The organism is Adhaeribacter terrigena, from assembly GCF_016623615.1.
GTDB lineage: Bacteria > Bacteroidota > Bacteroidia > Cytophagales > Hymenobacteraceae > Adhaeribacter_A > Adhaeribacter_A terrigena.
In genome coordinates, this window is the sequence record NZ_JAEHFX010000012.1 from 53,483 (window position 1) to 69,067 (window position 15,585).

Below are 15,585 nucleotides of genomic sequence, written 5' to 3' on the forward strand. Positions count from 1 at the left end.
ACGGTTATCCGGTTAATTTCAAACAATTGGCTGGCCGAGTTTACGTTAAATTAAAGCGCGGCGGTTGAAACCAGTTTGGGTAATTCTGAAAAAAGGGTATCAAAATTCCCGAAAAAGTGCGTAATTGCTTTTAATTTTCAATGGCTTAGTGTTTTTGTAACCTGTTTCTTTTTAAATGAAAACCCGCATATATTTCCTGCTGTTTTTAACATTCTTTGTCCGGCTGGCGGCAGAAGCCCAAATCCTGGAGCCCGTTAAATGGAGCCTCGATGTTTCGAAAAAAGAGGTGAAAATAGGCGAGGAGGTAGAGCTTATCTTTAACGCTAAAATTGACCAGGACTGGTATTTATACTCTTCTGATTTCGATCCGAATTTAGGCCCTACGGTTACCACGTTCGAATTCAAAAAAAGCCCGGCGTATGAAATAATCGGCAAAATAAAACCCGTAAATCCGAAAAAGAAATTCGACGATATCTGGGGCGGGGAATACACCTATTTTACCAAAACCGCCCAATTCCGCCAGAAAGTAAGAATTCTGCAGGCCAACCCGGTTATTAAAGGCACTTACGATTACCAGACCTGCACCGAAACCGACGGCAAATGCATTCCCTTCAACGAAGATTTTACCTTCGATCATATTAAAGTAAGCGGTACTGCTACCACTACTCCTGCAAAATCAACCGGCAGCGCCACGCCAGGTAAAACGCCAGCCATTGCTGCACCAATTGTAGAAACCGATTCTTTAACTGCTTCTGCTGCGCCCGCCGACAACGCCGTAGCTCCGAATGTAGCCGCCGAAGTTGCCAACGATTCTGCCCAAAATGCTATGGTTTCGGAGGAAAAAACTGCGGTAAGCGCTGCTGCAACTGCCCCGGCAACGGCCGCCGTTCCGGAGAGCCTGTGGTCGTTTTTCCTGATCGCGTTCGGTTCCGGTTTGGTGGCTTTGCTTACGCCCTGCGTATTCCCGATGGTGCCCATGACGGTGAGTTTCTTCACCGGGAACAGCGGGAGCCGGGCTTCGGCCATTTTTAAAGCGGTGGTATACGGGTTTTCCATCATTGCCATTTATACCATAATCGGTACACTGGTTTCCCGCATCTTTGGCGGCGACGCGGCCAATTTCCTGAGCACGCACTGGCTGCCCAACGTACTTTTCTTCCTGATCTTCCTCATTTTTGCCATGTCGTTCTTAGGTATGTTTGAAATTACGTTGCCTAGTTCCTGGCTTACCAGCGTAGATAAACAAGCCGATAAAGGAGGTTGGCTGGGCGTATTTTTCATGGCGTTTACCCTGGTGCTGGTTTCGTTTTCGTGCACCGGGCCCATTGTAGGTAGTATTTTAATTGCTTCGGCCTCCGGCGATATTCTGAAACCAACCATTGGCATGTTTGCCTACTCGCTGGCCTTTGCGCTGCCGTTTACCTTATTCGCTATTTTCCCGTCGTGGCTGAGCAGCTTGCCAAAATCGGGCGGCTGGCTGAATTCCGTAAAGGTGGTTTTAGGTTTTATCGAGCTGGCGCTGGCCCTCAAATTCCTTAGCATCGCCGACCAGGTGTATCACTGGAATTTGCTGAACCGCGACGTATATTTAGCCCTTTGGATCGTGATCTTCGCATTGCTGGGCTTGTATTTGATCGGGAAAATAAAATTGCCGCACGACTCCGACCTCAAGCACATCAGCGTGCCGCGCGTATTGCTGGCTTTAATTTCTTTTGCGTTCGTAGTGTACTTAATTCCGGGTTTATTCGGTGCGCCGCTCCGGCCGCTTTCCGGTTACCTGCCGCCCCAAACTTCCCGCGATTTCAACATGAGTTCCGGTATGCAGCAGGCCGCTATTTTACCGGTTCAGAACGATAATACCCTGTGCGAAAAACCGAAATACGCCGATTTTCTGGAATTGCCGCATGGCCTGCAGGGGTATTTTGATCTGGAGCAGGCCCTGCAATGTGCCAAAGCCGTGAACAAACCCATTTTCATCGATTTTACCGGCCACGGCTGCGTAAACTGCCGCGAGATGGAAGCCAATGTCTGGTCCGATCCGCAGGTTTTAAAGCGCCTCCGCGAAGATTATGTGGTGGTGGCTTTGTATGTAGACGATAAAACCGAACTTCCGAAAGAAGAACAATACGTTTCGAAATACGACGGCAAAGAAAAAACCACCATCGGCCGCAAATTTGCCGATTACCAGGTTACCAAATTCAACGTGAATGCCCAGCCCTATTACGTGCTGCTCGGCCCCGACGGCGAGAAACTGAACGAACCAATAGCCTATAATTTAGACATCGCCAACTTTGTGAAATTCCTCGACGAAGGCAAAGCAAACTACCGCGCTAAATTCGGGAAGGACCTGGCAAAACGCTAGGATTTCTGAGCTAAAAAGTCAAAAGCCCGCTTCCGGAGTAATTTCCGGAGCGGCTTTTTTATTTCCGATTTTTTAGCTGTAAATCAGCGCATTCTGTTAATTTGGTTGCCGGAAACCGGCTATTGTTTTTTCAAACCCAAACAACTTTCATTATGCGCAAAATTGTCTTGTTCATATTCCTGATTTTTAATTTAAATCAGGTCGCATTTTCGCAGAAAAATTACCCCATTACGCTGGTGATTCACGGCGGCGCTGGTAATATCTCGAGGCAGGGTTTAACGCCGGAAAAAGAAAAAGCGTATCAGGAAGGCCTGAATGCAGCTTTAGCGGCCGGCTATGCAGTTTTAGAAAAAGGCGGCACCAGCCTCGATGCCGTGGAAGCCGCTATCCGGGTGATGGAAGATGATCCCTTATTTAATGCCGGCAAAGGCGCCGTTTTCACCCACGATGGTAAAAACGAGCTCGATGCTGCCATCATGGATGGGGCAACTTTGAAAGCGGGTTCGGTAGCCGGCGTAAGCACCATTCGTAATCCGGTTTCGGCCGCAAGAGCGGTAATGGAAAAATCGCCGCACGTAATGCTGGTGGGCCGCGGGGCCGAGCAATTTGCGCAGGAACAAAAATTAGAGATCGTTCCGCCGGAATATTTCTACACCGAGCCTCGCTTTAAGCAACTCCAGAAAGCCCGGGAAACCGAAAAGCCGGCCCTCGATCATACTACCGATACTTCCGGCAGTACCTTGCCCGTTTTACTGGAAGGAAAGAAATTCGGAACGGTAGGCGCAGTGGCACTGGATAAATTCGGGAACCTGGCGGCCGCAACTTCCACCGGCGGCATGACCAATAAACGCTACGGCCGGGTAGGAGATGCCCCCATCATTGGAGCCGGGACTTATGCCAACAACCAGACCTGCGCCGTTTCTGCTACCGGCCACGGCGAATATTTTATCCGCTACACGGTTGCTTCCGATATTTCCGCACGGATGCAATACCGGCACAAATCGGTACGGAAAGCGGCCCAAAAAGTGGTGATGGAAAAACTCGTAAAAGCCGGCGGCGAAGGCGGCGTAATAGCCCTGGACCGCAAAGGAAAATTCGCGATGCCTTTTAATTCCAGCGGTATGTTCCGGGGGTATAAAAATGCCAACGCTTCGGAAGTTAAGATCCTTAAAGATTAGTTTTGAAGCCAGAAACCATAGCGTTTTAAAACAAAAAGCAGATCGAAAGATCTGCTTTTTTGTTTTTTACTGGCACTAAAATAAGGCAAAGCTTTAGTCTTTTTACAAGAACACTCCGGGAAATTTATTCTCTGCACCTCGGCCTGTAGTGCGCAGATTCAGCCCGGCTGCTTCATTCAACCTGAAAACGCTACGGTTTCAGCCCGAAAAACCAACAACGGCCAACGACTAACAACCAACAACTATTTGGCCACTTCCACCCAGCCTTTGTAGGTTTTACCGGATTGCTGATTGCGCAGTAAATAGTAATAGGTGCCGTCGCTGAGTTTTTTATCGGGCCATTGATCCTGGTAGTTTTGCTGCTGGTAAATCAGGCTTCCCCAGCGGTTGTAAATGCTGAGTTCATATTGGCCGGCTTCCAGTCCTTTGGGTCCGAACCGGTCGTTGAGCTCATCATTGTTGGGCGTAACGATGTTGGGAATGAAAGCGGTTTTAAAGCAGCGCTCGGTTTTTACTTCCAGGGAATCGGAGAAGAAGCAGCCTTTAACCGTTTCCAGTTTTACATGGTAGTTTCCGGCTTTAGCAATCGTAATGCTTTGCGAAGTAGCGCCGGTGTTCCAGCGGTAGCTTAAGGCTTTAGGGGCGGTAAGTGTATAGCTGTCGCCGTTGCAGATGGTGGTATCTTTAAAGCGGGCTTCGGGCAGTTTGTTGAGCGTAATCTGGATAGAATCTCTTACGGTTGTACAGGCCGTGGTAATTTCGAGCCAATAAATGCCGGAAGCAGCAGCTGAAAAAACAGGAGCCGTACTGCCATCCTGCCATGAATAACTTAATGCTGCTGGATGGTTCCCTCTGATTTCAAAAGGCTCCGTGCTGCAAAGAACCGTATCTTTGGGCAGCCAGTTATTGGAAACAATTGGCCGGTAATTCACGGTAATCGAATCGCGCCAGGAGCCGCAGGCATTGCTGAGTTCTGCCCAGTACGTGCCGGGCTTCGTAACGGTAAACGTAGCCGCCAAAGTAGAATCACTCCATAGCAGATTGCCGCCGCTGGCATTTACCGAAAGCGATAAAGTTTCTCCCGGGCAAAGCGTGGTATCACTTGGCAAAGTTAAACTCAGCGGGCTGTCGAAACGCACCACAATCGTATCGCCCAAGGTGCCGCAGCCGTTGGAAACTGAAACCCAGTACGTGCCCGGTCGGGTAACTACGTAAACCGAATCGGTGTTGATGGAATCCTGCCATCCGTAAGAGGTTCCCGGTTGGTAAGCGTTCAACCGTAAGGTGTCGCCCAGGCACAAAGTCGTATCGTTGCCTAAGCTGGGTTTTACAATGGTAGCGGGAATATAAACAGTTTGGCGGAGCGTATCGGAATCGAAGTTGAAATGCACGATGGCCTGTACCTGTTTAGGCCCAGGCGTGGCGTAGAAGTGCTTGGGGTTGAACAAGGTGCTCGTATTGTGTACGCCCGAAGCCGGATCGCCGAAGTTCCACTCCACCGAATCTACGTAAGCCGGGTTGCCCAAAGCAAAGAAAGCCGTATCGCCGAAACAGGTCTGCTGCATCGTGATCTTCGGCCGGTAAAAGTAGCTCTGGATGAAGGTGGGAAGGATGTCGCCTGCATCGACAAGGCCAGTATTGTTAACGTCCAGATCGATCATGTTCGGGACAAAGCGGCTAGCAGTACCTTTTAAATTAGGCCGGTTAATTACGCTCAGGTACCGGGTGCCACTCCCAAATATGGGCTGCCCTGTACTACCTTGTGTAAAGCCTACCGTCGAATAAATCTTACCATCTGGGCCAACCTGGAGGGAAAGCCCATTACTAGCAGAAAATGCTGTTTGAGATTGGTAAACGGTTGCGGCACTGTTAAAAATAGCTGATGCTGTGCCGGCACCAAGATCGTATTGTTTAAGCTGGAAATAGCTTAAGCTCGTACCTACAGGAACTGTGCGGGTGGCGTAAAGAATACTCCCGTCGGGAGAAAACTCAATGCCCTGTACGGTTGAATCTGGCAAACTGCCTTTGTAAGTTACTGTTCCATTAGATGCGTCAAAATTTAACAGCTCTATTGTTGCTATAGGATTGCCTATAAGCATAGCTATGGTTTTACCATCAGGCGAGATTTTAATGGAATTAAGACCGGTCGAAGCACCTGGGGTAAAAGTTGGTGTGCTTACTATTGGCACCAAGTCCACTCCTACAGGAGAAATAAGAAAAGACTTAAAGATATTGGTGCTTTCTGAATGGTAGATCACCCAGAAATCGCGGTTGTTCCGGTGCTGTACGCCTATAACTTCCAAGGCATCTGAGTTATGAATAAATGCATTTTTTGTGGTTGTTACATCGCCAAAGCCGCTATTGAGCGCTAAATCAATGACAGAATATGCCTGGAATAATTGTGCAGGCTGAGTTGGTGATCCTCCTGATTCATACCGGTAAAAATTGAAGTATTTCTGAGGCTGTCCCGGCCAGGGAACGAAAATCGAATTAGCCGGAACTAAGCCAAAGCCAAAACCATTGGACATTCCCAAGTGCTGCCTGTCGAATAAGGAAGGCTGCTGGTTACCAAGAAAGCCAGCAGAATAAAACAGCAGATTGCCGGCTGCATCCGACATGGACGCATGCCCCCATTGCCCCCAAGCCTGACCGTTCGTTAAAACCTGAGGCGGATTGCTATTAAAGCTCAGGCCGGCATTTTCACCAAAAAACCAGTTATTCGCTTCTTTCTGAGCGTAAGCGTTCAGATTCAGCAGCAAACCAAAGATCAGTAAAAAAAGCAGTTTTAGGCAGGTAGTTGTTTTCATAGCCGGTGAGATTTCAGGTTATGGAAACAAATATAGGCATCCCGTAACAAAAAAAAACAGTTGCAACAAAAGATAATTTCCTGAATAAAACGCTATGCTTTCCGGCCCTAAAACTAAAAAGCCGCTCCGGAAAATTTCCCGAGGCGGCTTTTTTATTCTTAGGGTTTAGCCCCGGAAACGGTAGCGTTTTTAACTTAAAAACCAGCTACCCGTCCTCAGGTGGTGATCTTTCACGGATAATTATTGCTCGGCGCATTGCGCCCGGTAAAGTCATCTTTCCCTTTATTGCCTTTAGAATTGTTGCGGGGTTGTTTCGGACCGTTGCGGCGGCGCAGCTCGTTGTCTTCCACTTCCGGAATTTCGCCGTAAACCGAAAGGTTCATTTCATCGCCATAATAAATATGCGTATCGAGCGGACCTTCCGCAGCATTGGCTTTATGATTCTTTTTCCGGCGGGAAATGGCTAATGCTGCCAGACCTGCTACGGTAATTAACCCGGCAATTGTCAGGGCTTTGGTAGCGGGCGTAGAAACGGCATCCGGTACTGAAACCACGCCTTGCTCATTCATGATGGCGGGGTGGTTTACGTAGCGGCCGTGCGTTGGCACCGCCATCTGCTCAAAGTACTTGGCCAGTTCATCGAGTTCGTCCAGCATGCGTTCGCCGCGCATCGGCACGCCATGGCCGGTAGCAATTACCTCCGGGCGCAAAGCCGTAATTTCTTCTACCGATTTTTTAGCGGCTGGCCAATCGGGCGTAAAATAAGCCGGCGGGCCGCAAACTTCCGGCGCATCGGTCAGCACCGCCAGCGCCGATTCCGGTTTGCGCGTTACCACCGCATCTCCCACGATCATGGTGCGGTCTCTTTCCCGGAAAAAGGAAACGTGACCAGGGCTGTGGCCGGGCGTATGAAACCAGCGCCATTCCGGTAAGCCGGGCACTGAGCCATCGGCCGGAAGTGGTTGTACCATGCCCCCCACGTTAATGGGTTTCTTCGGGTACATAAAACTCATATACGCCATGGCACCGCCGCCTACGCTCGGGTCTGGTGGCGGATAGCTCGAAAGGCCGGTCAGGTAAGGAATTTCCAGGTGATTGGCATAGATCGGCACGTTCCATTCCAAGGCCAGCTCTTTCAGTGCGCCTACGTGGTCGAAATGGCCGTGTGTAAGCAGAATGGCGCTTGGGCGCGCATCTTTGCCAAAATGCGCCTCCGCTACTTTTTTAATGCGGTTCGCCGAGCCGTACAAGCCGGCATCTATCAGCACCCAGTTGCCGCCTGGCCCGCTGGAGCCGCGCACAAAATATACATTCACGAAAACGATCTTCATGCCCGTAACCCCATCGGCTACAGCATAAAGATTCTCTTTTTTATCAACGGTTAAAGTTCGGGTAGAATGCTCCATATTTTGCTGTTTTTTGGTTTTTAACTGTCTTCGCGGCCGGCAATGCTGTGCTCGTTCCCTTTATCGTGCATAGAATTGGTATCGGTATCGGTGGAACGGCCACCTTTTCCGCCCTGGCTTTCCTGCGCATCTTTGCTGCTGTGCATGTCCAGGTTTTCCTGATTTTGCGGCTGCTTTTCAGGCTTTTCTTTGTTTTTGTCAATTTCTTCGGGTTGCATCGTTTTCAGGTTTATGGTGAAAAAAAGCTCCTGCTGCGGAAAAACTATGTACGAAAGTGCGCGTGAATTGGCTGTTTTCGGCAAGATTAATTTTAACCTGCTTTTCCGGTTTATTTCCCGTAATTTTGCAGCCGCAAAAACGGTATGGTTTTGAGGCTGAAAAGTATTGCCTTAAAAATCGGTTAATTGGAATTATGGGAAAGCAGTGGGTATTGGTTTGGTTGGTTATGTGGTGCAGTGCCTGGCAGGTTTTGCAGGCGGCCGCGTTACCAGATTCGGCAGCCATTCAGGCCCAGAAAAAAGCCCGTTTCGTTTTTAATTTCGATACCCGCTATACTTTGTTCGAGAACGAACGCATTCGGGTAAGCGGGCTGAAAACCGGCATAGAGTGGCACAATAAATTCCGGACCGGCGTAGGCTATTATTTTATGCGGAATCCGCACATTACTAAATTTCCCGTTTCCGCTGCCGACCAATCGGCCACCGAAGCCCGCGTTAAATTTTATTACGGCGCCGTTTACGGGGAATATGTGTTGCTTAAAAACGCGAAATGGGAACTAAGTCTGCCGGTGCAGGCGGGGTTGGGCAAGCTTAAAAACGAACATTATTCCGCCTCCGGGAAATTACTGCGCGCGCAAACCGATCCGCTTTACCTGCTGGAGCCTTCCGTGGCAGGGCATTACAAGGTCTGGAGCTGGGCCGGAATTGGCGCCGGGCTTGGTTACCGGCAAATGCTGGGCCAGGCGCACCTCGAAACCAACCATCTGAACGCGCCGATCTATTACATTAAAGTGAAATTGTTTGCCGGCGAGCTTTACCGGCAGCTGCAAAGCAAATATTGCCCGCCTTCGCCGGATATTTAAGCTTGTTTATTCGCGATTTCTGGTAGTTTGCAATGCAATAAAGCTGTAAAATAAATTGCTTTTGCATGCTTTTCCGGAAGAAATTTGCTGATGCTTTGCCAAACGGTATACTTTTCGGTGCAAAAACTGCGTTTAGTAGAAAATGGTTTTTTTAAGCATGCCGGGAATTAATCGGGGCATAAAGGAGTTTTTTAGAGTATGGTAAATTTAATTGTTCCCCCAAAATACCAGGCCATGTATGCCTGGTGCATCGACGATACGCCGCCGGCATTCGAGCCAGAGGCCTGGATCGAGCAAGGCCGGGTGTATGCCGTAAAACACATTTCCGAACCGCTTAACATTTCTGAAGGTTACGCCCTTACGATCTTAGATAAAAATGGCACCGAAATCCATCCCTCCGATTCGCACTGGAGCTTTGCGTCCAACCGTTTCGAGATGTTCTCGGTATTCCTGAATTAATTGTTGTGAAAAAACGGATCTTTACGATCCTGAAAAATAAAAGGGCTGCCGGCGGTAGTCCTTTTATTTTCTACGTTTTTACGGCAAAACCGTATCTTTTCTTATGCTGAAACTGTTGGAATTTCGTGCGTTGTCGTCGGCAGAAAAAGCAGCCTACGTGCTGGAACACGGCCAATACATTCATTTCCGGATAAAAGGCTGGTGCAAAATAGACCTCTACCTGGTTAAAAGCGGCCCGGGCGCAACCGAAATCTTTTATGCCGAACTCTGGTATTATTACGATCTGAAAAGTGTAGGGCTGGTACGTGTCTTCGAAGCTGCGCCGCCCCTGGAACCATATACTGAAAACATTCAGCTCCGATTTTCCGGGAAATAAAAAAAGTGCACCGGGGAGGTGCACTTTCAAAAAGGTTACTCGCTAAGAGAAAATCAAATATCTCACCCTTTAAAAAACCCTATGAGCGAAAATAACCCCTTTTACGTTAAGCGCAAGGCTTAAATGTTTTTAAACGTAGCAAATATAGAATTTCGCTATTTCATTTCCAAATTGTTACGCAAAATAAAATAATTATTCGTTTCCAATAGTTTTTTGCTTGCCCGAATGTGAAATAAAATTCCCGGTAAGTACAAAAATCAGCAGGCTGGTTCCCGCTTTCTTGTGCTGTAACGCTGTTATGAAAAGACTGAATGCAATTTCAGTGATTTTTCGCAAGGCCATCATTCTGAGGTTGGTACGCATGTTTTCGGGTGTTACTGGCAAGCGATAATTTTATTTCCGGTCCTTTTTTTTCTGCAAAGTTTCGTTTTTTTTTACCCATTCACATTTAGTTTTGCAGCAGGGTGGGTACAATTTTTCCAGTCTTTTTAATGCGTCTTATGCTTTGTATGCTTCGGGGCTGCAGGCAGGTACCGATATCTTTTTTCCGAATAACCCTGCTGCTGCAATTACGTGTAAGAGGGAAATTAACCTCATTTCCATGAAAGATATTGCCAATTACGTACCCGGGCCGCCACCCAAATGGGTGGAGCGTTTTGCCCGGCTTGGGCTCACTGCTAAAGGAATTGTGTATTGTCTTATAGGCATGCTCGCCTTTATGGCTGCGTTCGAATTGCGCGGAAGCACCGAAAAAAGCGCCGATAAAAAAGGTGTTTTCCAGTTTTTGCTGGAGCAGCCTATGGGTAAGGTAATGCTGGCCATCATTGGCATCGGGTTACTTTTTTACGCCGCCTGGCGCCTTATTCAGGCCCTGCGCGACAGCGAGAATAAGGGTAAAAATGCCAAAGGAATAGGCAAGCGGATCGCTTATCTTTTCAGTGGTTTGATCTACGGTGGCTTAGCTATTATTGCCCTTAAAATGGTATTAGGCAAACCTACCGGTAACGCCGATTCCCGTCAGACATTGGCCGGTGAAATATTATCGCAGCCTTTCGGGCAGTGGCTTTTGGGCGCGGTAGCTTTGGGAATGGCGGTTATCGGCATTTACCAGTTCTATTACGGCCTTTCCGATAACTACAAGAAAAAGGTGCACGGTTCCGGCATAAAAAACGAATACGAAAGCCTGATGATCTGGGCGGGCAAATTTGGTTACATGGCGCGCGGCGTGGTGTGGCTGCTGATCGGGTATTTATTTTTTAATGCTGCTTTGCACGCCAATCCTAAATCTGCCGGAGGTACCGGAAGTGCATTTCAGTTCCTGGAAGAAGTTTCGTACGGTTCTTATTTGCTGGGTGCCGTGGCGCTGGGCTTGCTTTGCTACGGCGTTTTCATGTTTATGCGCGCGCGTTACCAGCCCATTAGTAGCTGAGTTTCCAAGGCTGAAAGCATAGCGTTTTTAAGTACAAAACGCTATGCTTTCAGCCCCCAAAACTACGAAGCCATTTTAATTTTTGGCTGCAGTGGTAACGCTCATCAGTAAATAAAAAAAGCCAGCCGGAATACACAAACTGACTTTTCTGCCCTGAAAGCATAGCGTTTTCTACCGGATGAAAACCGGACGGATCAGGTTTTCGAAGGTGAAGATCTCATCCCATTTTTCCTGGCTCACTATTTTTCGTTCGTGCACGGTAATGTCGTAAACCGATTTTCCGGTAACCAGCGCTTCTTTGGCAACTTCGGCGGCCAGCTCGTAACCAATTACCGGGTTTAGCTGCGTTACAATACCGATGCTGTTGCGTACCAGCCCTTCGGTATGCTGGGCGTTGGCCGTGATCCCGAGCACGCATTTTTCGCGGAGCGTGTTGCAGGCGTTGGTCATATAGGCCAGTGAAGTAAAAAGAGCGAAAGAAATAACCGGTTCCATTACGTTCAGCTGCAGTTGTCCGGCTTCGGCGGCCATGGTTACGGTAAGGTCGGCGCCGATTACGTAAAATGCGGTCTGGTTCACTACTTCCGGAATTACAGGGTTTACTTTGCCGGGCATAATAGAAGAACCCGGTTGCATGGGCGGAAGATTAATTTCGAAAAGCCCGGTGCGCGGCCCGGAAGAAAGCAGCCGCAGATCGTTGCATATCTTGGAGACTTTTACGGCCGTTCTTTTTAAAACCCCGGAAAGCTGCACGTAAACGCCGGTATCGTAGGTGGCCTCTATCAGGTCGTGGGCTAAGGTTAGTTTCAGGCCGGTGATATCACAGAGATATTTGGTCACCAGTTCGGCGTAGCCGGCAGGCGCATTTACGCGGGTACCTATGGCGGTAGCGCCCATGTTTATTTCCGAAATCAGATTCTTGCTGTCTTCAATGCGCAGCAATTCTTCCCGCAGGTTGGTAGCAAACGCATTGAATTCGTCGCCCATGCTCATCGGTACGGCGTCCTGCAGCTGCGTGCGGCCCATTTTCAGCACATTTCTGAACTCCTGGCCTTTGTGCGCGAAGGCATCGGCCAGGGCGCCTAACGCGTGACTGTAGGTGGTAAGCCGGTTTATGAGCGCGATCCGGAAAGCGGTAGGGTAGGCATCGTTGGTAGACTGCGAAAAATTTACGTGGTTATTAGGGTGGCAGAACTCGTATTCGCCTTTTTCCTTGCCCATCATTTCGAGGGCAATGTTGGCAATTACTTCGTTGGCGTTCATGTTTACGGAAGTGCCTGCGCCGCCCTGGATCATATCGGTTAAAAACTGGCTGTCGAATTCGCCGGCAATTACGCGGTCGGAAGCGGCGATGATGTAGCTGGCAATTTCCGGGTCGAGCACGCCTAAGTCGCGGTTAGCCATGGCAGCAGCCTTTTTTACGTAACCTAAAGCCTGCACAAAAAGCGGCTCTATTTTAATGGGAATACCGGTAATGTGGAAGTTTTCGAGGGCGCGTTCGGTCTGGATGCCATAATAGACGTTTTCGGGGATGGTGCGTTCGCCTAAAAAATCGTGTTCTATGCGGGGTTTTTTCATAGCTTCATGTTAGCGGGGAATTTGAATCCTTAAACCTGAATATAGCGGTTTGGGTTGAATAAACGCTCCGGATGCAGCTAATATTTCAGAAACCTTTCCGGAAGCAGCATAAAAAAACTCCCGGCCTGCATCGGGAGTTTTTAGGCCTGAAACCATAGCGTTTTTGCCAGAGTAAATTCCAGATGTAGCGATTTTATATAGCTTAAAGCTCGCCGATTTTATAAGAAAGACCAAAAAGCAGGGTTTGTGAATTTGTTTTATATACAAAACCTTCGCTCGGTTTAAAGGGATTTATTCCATTGGCAATATTTTTTAAACCTAAATTATTCCGCGCCTCCAGGCTTAGATCAATCCTTGGGTTTAGCGGATAGCTTATTCCAGCGCCAAGAGAAAAACCATAGTCAAGAGGTTTATATTCCTTGTTTATGTCGTTTTCTAAATCTGCTTTTCCGGGTTCTTCGAATGAATATTTATGGGTCAGGGCAAAACCAATATAAGGACCTGTATTTACAAAATACCGGAATTTATTGCCGAAAGTGGCTCGTACCAGCACTGGGACGGTAAGGTAAGTATGCAGGAATTTAAGGGTGCCAATATTTTCATAAGAACCGAACCAGAAAGGTGTCGTAAAACCTTTTTGTTCATATGCCAAGCCTGTTTTTATGGCAAAAACGCTATTTAAATTCAACTGAAAACTAACCCCGCCGGAGGTTCGGGTAATGGCTGCCGCATTGTTTCTGAGCAAATCATTGCCGTAAGAGCAGCTGCGGTTACCGCCAAGTTCCAGACCAAGGGTATATTTGTGTGATTGGGCGGAAGTCTGGAAGGCTAAGCTGAGCAATAAAAGGGTTAAGATAAAGCGTAATTTTTTTTTCATTTATATGCGGAATGTTAGAATGCAATGTTAAAGCATTATTACAAGCATAACAAAAAAAAAGCCCCGACGAATGCCGGGACTTTTTCTCTTTAAAACCATACCGTTTTCACGGCAGATATTATAATGCTTCTACTTTTTTCTCGTAGCGTTTGCGGTCGTTTTCGTCTAACCAGATCTTCCGCATCCGGATTGATTTTGGCGTTACTTCCAGGTATTCATCTTTCTGGATGTATTCCATGGCTTCTTCCAGAGAGAATTGTTTTTTGGGAACGATCTTCACGTTGTTGTCAGAACCGGAAGCGCGCATGTTGGTCAGCTGCTTGCCTTTCTGAATGTTTACTGTTAAGTCGTTGCCGCGCGAGTGCTCGCCAATTACCTGACCCATGTAAACATCTTCACCTGGCTCTACGAAGAAAACACCACGATCCTGCAGTTTGTCAATAGAATAAGCAGTACCGGGACCAGTTTCCATCGCGATCAGGGAACCGTTAATACGACCCGGGATCGGACCTTTGAACGGCTCGTAGCTCAGGAAGCGGTGGTTCATGATGGCTTCACCGGCAGTTGCCGTTAAAACGTTATTACGCAGACCGATCAGACCACGCGCCGGAATGTTGAATTCCAAATGCTGTAAGTCGCCTTTCGGCTCCATAATGGTTAATTCACCTTTACGCATGGTTACCAGTTCAATTACTTTACCAGCAACATCATCCGGAACGTCTACCACAAGGTGCTCAATTGGTTCGTGACGTACGCCATCGATCTCTTTGAATAATACCTGCGGCTGACCAACCTGTAACTCATAACCTTCACGACGCATGGTTTCGATAAGAACAGACAAGTGAAGAATACCACGGCCATAAACCAGGAAGGTATCTTCTTTATCAGTTTCAGCAACGCGCAGAGCAAGGTTTTTCTCCGTTTCTTTGAACAAACGGTCGCGTAAGTGGCGGGAAGTAACAAATTTACCTTCCTTACCGAAGAACGGCGAGTTATTGATCGTGAACAACATGTTCATGGTCGGCTCGTCGATCGAGATACGCTCTAACGGCTCCGGATTTTCGAAATCGGCAAGGGTATCGCCAATGTCAAAACCTTCGATACCGGTTACAGCGCAGATCTCGCCGGCAGAAACTTCTTCTACCTTCACGCGGCCTAAACCTTCGAATACGTTAAGTTCTTTGATCTTTACTTTTTTCATGCTGCCATCACGCTTGCACAGCGTCATGTTAGCGCCTTCTTTCAGGGTACCACGGTGCACACGACCAATAGCGATACGACCAACGAAAGAAGAATAGTCAAGAGAAGTGATCTGCATTTGCGGCGTGCCTTCACGGAACGGCGCCTGCGGAATTACTTCAATAATAGCATCTAAAAGCGGCGTGATGTCTTCGGTTTTGTTGTTCCAGTCGGTGCTCATCCAACCTTGTTTCGAGGAACCATAAAGCGTGGTGAAGTCTAACTGATCTTCGGTAGCGCCTAAGTTGAACATCAGGTCAAAAACCTGCTCATGCACTTCATCCGGGCGGCAGTTTTCTTTATCTACTTTGTTTACCACCACAATTGGCTTTAAACCTAAGTCGATTGCTTTACCCAGTACGAAACGGGTCTGCGGCATGGCGCCTTCAAAGGCATCTACCAACAGCAATACGCCATCAGCCATTTTCAATACCCGCTCTACTTCACCGCCAAAGTCGGCGTGACCAGGAGTATCAATAACGTTGATCTTCACACCTTTGTAGCGTACCGATACGTTTTTGGAAACGATCGTGATACCGCGTTCGCGTTCCAGGTCGTTGTTGTCCAGAATTAAGTCGTCGAACTGCTGGTGCTCGTCAAATAGCTTAGAGGCGTGGATGATCTTGTCAACCAGGGTCGTTTTGCCGTGGTCAACGTGGGCAATAATGGCAATATTACGGATACTTTGCATTGAAAATTTTATATCAGGGCGCAAAGGTACGAAGAAAAACTTGTTTTATAAGCAATTTTTCTAACCTTTACAAACTGCTGTTTGGTGTTTATTTTTTTTGTT

13 protein-coding genes are annotated in these 15,585 nt (G+C 48.0%); 6 read left to right on the top strand and 7 right to left on the bottom strand.

What is annotated here, in order from left to right:
- The first annotated feature begins 175 nt into the window (after positions 1-175).
- Positions 176-2,362: a protein-disulfide reductase DsbD family protein gene (locus tag I5M27_RS17820; RefSeq protein WP_200507747.1), complete on the top strand. Its 2,187-nt coding sequence runs from the start codon at positions 176-178 to the stop codon at positions 2,360-2,362.
- 152 nt (positions 2,363-2,514) lie between these two features.
- Positions 2,515-3,540, top strand: a complete 1,026-nt coding sequence (locus tag I5M27_RS17825) for an isoaspartyl peptidase/L-asparaginase family protein (RefSeq protein WP_200507748.1) — start codon at positions 2,515-2,517, stop codon at positions 3,538-3,540.
- A gap of 242 nt (positions 3,541-3,782) precedes the next feature.
- Here I5M27_RS17825 and I5M27_RS17830 read toward each other — a convergent pair whose 3' ends face one another.
- The 3 genes from I5M27_RS17830 to I5M27_RS17840 form a co-directional block, all read right to left on the bottom strand.
- Positions 3,783-6,347, bottom strand: a complete 2,565-nt coding sequence (locus tag I5M27_RS17830) for a gliding motility-associated C-terminal domain-containing protein (RefSeq protein ID WP_200507749.1) — start codon at positions 6,345-6,347, stop codon at positions 3,783-3,785.
- 230 nt (positions 6,348-6,577) lie between these two features.
- The gene (locus I5M27_RS17835; protein ID WP_234462594.1) at positions 6,578-7,753 is read right to left on the bottom strand and encodes an MBL fold metallo-hydrolase; all 1,176 of its coding nucleotides are present in this window, start codon (positions 7,751-7,753) and stop codon (positions 6,578-6,580) included.
- Between the two features lie 20 nt (positions 7,754-7,773).
- Positions 7,774-7,971, bottom strand: coding sequence for a hypothetical protein (locus I5M27_RS17840; protein ID WP_200507750.1), 198 nt, complete (start codon positions 7,969-7,971; stop codon positions 7,774-7,776).
- Between the two features lie 194 nt (positions 7,972-8,165).
- On the opposite strand from I5M27_RS17840, the gene I5M27_RS17845 reads away from it, so the two are divergent.
- The 3 genes from I5M27_RS17845 (at position 8,166) to I5M27_RS17855 (ending at position 9,669) form a co-directional block, all read left to right on the top strand.
- A complete protein-coding gene (locus I5M27_RS17845) occupies positions 8,166-8,834 on the top strand; it encodes a hypothetical protein (protein WP_200507751.1) in 669 nt (222 codons plus the stop codon).
- A 198-nt stretch (positions 8,835-9,032) separates the two neighbouring features.
- Positions 9,033-9,293, top strand: a complete 261-nt coding sequence (locus tag I5M27_RS17850) for a hypothetical protein (RefSeq protein ID WP_200507752.1) — start codon at positions 9,033-9,035, stop codon at positions 9,291-9,293.
- Between the two features lie 103 nt (positions 9,294-9,396).
- Positions 9,397-9,669, top strand: a complete 273-nt coding sequence (locus I5M27_RS17855) for a sugar phosphate isomerase family (RefSeq protein ID WP_200507753.1) — start codon at positions 9,397-9,399, stop codon at positions 9,667-9,669.
- 192 nt (positions 9,670-9,861) lie between these two features.
- On the opposite strand, the gene I5M27_RS17860 is transcribed toward I5M27_RS17855, so the two are convergent.
- On the bottom strand, positions 9,862-10,032 hold the full coding sequence (locus I5M27_RS17860; protein WP_200507754.1) for a hypothetical protein: 171 nt from the start codon (positions 10,030-10,032) through the stop codon (positions 9,862-9,864).
- A gap of 238 nt (positions 10,033-10,270) precedes the next feature.
- On the opposite strand from I5M27_RS17860, the gene I5M27_RS17865 reads away from it, so the two are divergent.
- Positions 10,271-11,098: a DUF1206 domain-containing protein gene (locus I5M27_RS17865; RefSeq protein ID WP_200507755.1), complete on the top strand. Its 828-nt coding sequence runs from the start codon at positions 10,271-10,273 to the stop codon at positions 11,096-11,098.
- Between the two features lie 171 nt (positions 11,099-11,269).
- On the opposite strand, the gene aspA is transcribed toward I5M27_RS17865, so the two are convergent.
- The 3 genes from aspA to typA all read right to left on the bottom strand — a co-directional run bounded on the left by aspA (position 11,270) and on the right by typA (position 15,483).
- A complete protein-coding gene (aspA, locus tag I5M27_RS17870; RefSeq protein WP_200507756.1) occupies positions 11,270-12,676 on the bottom strand; it encodes an aspartate ammonia-lyase in 1,407 nt (468 codons plus the stop codon).
- Positions 12,677-12,878: 202 nt separating this feature from the next.
- Positions 12,879-13,553, bottom strand: a complete 675-nt coding sequence (locus I5M27_RS17875; protein WP_200507757.1) for a porin family protein — start codon at positions 13,551-13,553, stop codon at positions 12,879-12,881.
- A 118-nt stretch (positions 13,554-13,671) separates the two neighbouring features.
- Positions 13,672-15,483: a translational GTPase TypA gene (gene typA / locus I5M27_RS17880; protein WP_200507758.1), complete on the bottom strand. Its 1,812-nt coding sequence runs from the start codon at positions 15,481-15,483 to the stop codon at positions 13,672-13,674.
- Between the last annotated feature and the right edge of the window lie 102 nt (positions 15,484-15,585).

What these genes read in the sequence shown, in the direction of transcription:
- I5M27_RS17820 (WP_200507747.1), top strand. Translation starts at nt 176, where the DNA reads ATGAAAACCCGCATATATTTCCTGCTGTTTTTAACATTCTTTGTCCGG.
- I5M27_RS17825 (WP_200507748.1), top strand. Translation starts at nt 2,515, where the DNA reads ATGCGCAAAATTGTCTTGTTCATATTCCTGATTTTTAATTTAAATCAG.
- I5M27_RS17830 (WP_200507749.1), bottom strand. Translation starts at nt 6,347, where the DNA reads ATGAAAACAACTACCTGCCTAAAACTGCTTTTTTTACTGATCTTTGGT.
- I5M27_RS17835 (WP_234462594.1), bottom strand. Translation starts at nt 7,753, where the DNA reads ATGGAGCATTCTACCCGAACTTTAACCGTTGATAAAAAAGAGAATCTT.
- I5M27_RS17840 (WP_200507750.1), bottom strand. Translation starts at nt 7,971, where the DNA reads ATGCAACCCGAAGAAATTGACAAAAACAAAGAAAAGCCTGAAAAGCAG.
- I5M27_RS17845 (WP_200507751.1), top strand. Translation starts at nt 8,166, where the DNA reads ATGGGAAAGCAGTGGGTATTGGTTTGGTTGGTTATGTGGTGCAGTGCC.
- I5M27_RS17850 (WP_200507752.1), top strand. Translation starts at nt 9,033, where the DNA reads ATGGTAAATTTAATTGTTCCCCCAAAATACCAGGCCATGTATGCCTGG.
- I5M27_RS17855 (WP_200507753.1), top strand. Translation starts at nt 9,397, where the DNA reads ATGCTGAAACTGTTGGAATTTCGTGCGTTGTCGTCGGCAGAAAAAGCA.
- I5M27_RS17860 (WP_200507754.1), bottom strand. Translation starts at nt 10,032, where the DNA reads ATGCGTACCAACCTCAGAATGATGGCCTTGCGAAAAATCACTGAAATT.
- I5M27_RS17865 (WP_200507755.1), top strand. Translation starts at nt 10,271, where the DNA reads ATGAAAGATATTGCCAATTACGTACCCGGGCCGCCACCCAAATGGGTG.
- aspA (WP_200507756.1), bottom strand. Translation starts at nt 12,676, where the DNA reads ATGAAAAAACCCCGCATAGAACACGATTTTTTAGGCGAACGCACCATC.
- I5M27_RS17875 (WP_200507757.1), bottom strand. Translation starts at nt 13,553, where the DNA reads ATGAAAAAAAAATTACGCTTTATCTTAACCCTTTTATTGCTCAGCTTA.
- typA (WP_200507758.1), bottom strand. Translation starts at nt 15,483, where the DNA reads ATGCAAAGTATCCGTAATATTGCCATTATTGCCCACGTTGACCACGGC.